Annotated in this window: 2 protein-coding genes; both read left to right on the top strand. The window is 70.9% G+C overall.

Annotated features, from left to right (window positions below; all coding sequences use genetic code 11):
* The coding region (locus ABD211_RS01965; RefSeq protein WP_344125521.1) for a P-loop NTPase family protein at positions 1 to 1,652 on the top strand (1,652 nt) is incomplete at its 5' end.
* Between the two features lie 145 nt (positions 1,653 to 1,797).
* Positions 1,798 to 2,035, top strand: a 238-nt coding sequence (locus tag ABD211_RS01960; protein ID WP_344125519.1) for a hypothetical protein, incomplete at its 3' end; no start/stop codon positions are given.

Genomic DNA, 2,035 nt, shown 5'->3' with positions numbered 1-2,035 from the left:
CGCTCGCCCTGCTCGCCTCGGTCGGGATTGCGATCGCGATGGCCACACCCACCCAGCGCTACCTGGCCCTTGCCGGGCTGATCGTGGTGTGTGGGCTGGTCGGGCGCCCGGCGGATCGGCCGCTGCTGGACACGGCGGTGACCCTGCCGCGTGCGGCGCGCCTGACCAGCGATGTGGTGGTGCGCGCGTTGTCGGTGCTCGGCATCGCTGGCATCAACCAGGCGTTGGCGAAGAACGCGAAGGCGATCGGGTTCCCCGCGCCGATCACCAGGGACGGGCCGGGGTGGCGGGCCGACGTTGACCTGCCGTTCGGGGTGACTGCCGCCGAGGTGATCGAGCGCCGCGACAAGCTCGCCGCCGGCCTGTCCCGCCCGCTCGGGTGCGTGTGGCCGGAGGGGATGCACGAGATCCACCCGGGCCGGCTGGTGCTGTGGGTGGGGGATCAGGACATGGCCACCGCCCGCCAGGCAGCCTCGCCGCTGTTGAAGGTCGCGACGGTGGACCTGTTCAAGGCGCTGCCGTTCGGCAACGACCCGCGCGGACGCCTGGTGTCCTTCGAGCTGATGTACACGAACCTGCTGATCGGGTCGATCCCGGGCGCCGGTAAGACGTTCTCCCTGCGCGTGCCTTTGTTGGCGGCGGCGTTGGACCCGCGTGCGGAGTTGTGGGTGTTCGAGCTGAAGGGCACCGGCGACCTCGAAGCGCTCGGCCTGGTGGCGGCCCGCTACGCCTCCGGCGCCGACGACGACGTGATCGAGCAGGCGTTGATCGCGTTGCGGGACCTGCGCAAGGAGTTGTCCAAGCGGGCCGCCACCATCAAGGGCCTGCCCAAGAGCGCGTGCCCGGAGAACAAGGTCACCCCCGAGCTGGCCTCGCGAAAGTCGCTGGGGCTGCATCCGCTGGTGGTGGCGATCGACGAGTGCCAGGAGCTGTTCTCCCACCCGGAGTTCGGCAAGGAGGCCGGCGAGCTGGCCGAGAAGGTCATCAAGCTCGGTCGGGCCCTGGGCGTGGTGCTGATCCTGGCCACCCAACGCCCCGACGCCCGGTCGCTGCCCACGGGGGTGTCGGCGAACGTGGGGACCCGGTTCTGCCTGCGGGTCATGGGCCAGGTCGAAAACGACATGATCCTGGGCACCAGCGCCTACCGCAACGGCATCCGGGCAACCATGTTCACCAAGCGCGACAAGGGCATGGGCTACCTCGTCGGCGCCGACGAACCGACCATCGTCCGGTCCTCCTACATCGACGGCCCGGCCGCACAGAAGGTGTGCGAGCGGGCGCGCTCGGCCCGCGAGGCGGCCGGCACCCTGCGCGGCTACGCGGTCGGGGAGCAGGCCAGCTCGCCCACCGCCGCGCAGCGGGCCGACACCCTGCTCGACGACATCCTCACCGTCGTGCCCGTCGCGGAGGCGAAGGTGTGGACCGAAACCGTCCACGAGCGCCTGATCGAGTTGCGACCCGACGTCTACGCCGACCTGTCCCGTGACCAGCTCACCGCGACGCTGCGGGCGCACGGCATCACCACCGGGCAGGTGTGGGGCACCGACCCGACCACCGGCAAGGGCGCCAACCGGCGCGGCATCGAACGCGCCCACGTCGCGGATGTGGTAGCGGAGCGTAACCGCAACCGCCGGGGACCAACCGCCGCATAACAGACACGCATGGTCGCTAGGTCTAGCGGCAACCCCCGCTAGACCTAGCACCACCGCTAGCACCCCGTCTCATTCCTGGCCAGCGCGCTAGTCCCTAGCCGCGCCAGCCTCGTGCACCCACAAACAGCCCGAGGAGACACCCGTCATGCCCTCACCGACCCTGCTCGCTAGCCTCACCGCCGCCGGTTACACAGCGTGGTACCTGATCTCCTGCTACATCGGGTTCGGACCCTGCCGGCTGTGCCACGGCACCGGCGCTCGTGTTCGCCGCTCCGGCCGTGGACGCCCGCGCCCGTGCCGCTGGTGCCGCGCTACCGGTCTGCGTAAGCGCTGGGGCCGGCGCCTGTTCGACGCCCTGCGCCTGGAGTTCGAGCGCAGCCGCG

Origin of the sequence: Luedemannella flava (assembly GCF_039528515.1) — a bacterium.
Classification (GTDB): Bacteria; Actinomycetota; Actinomycetes; order Mycobacteriales; family Micromonosporaceae; genus Luedemannella; species Luedemannella flava.
This window is presented reverse-complemented; position numbering and strand designations above follow the sequence as displayed.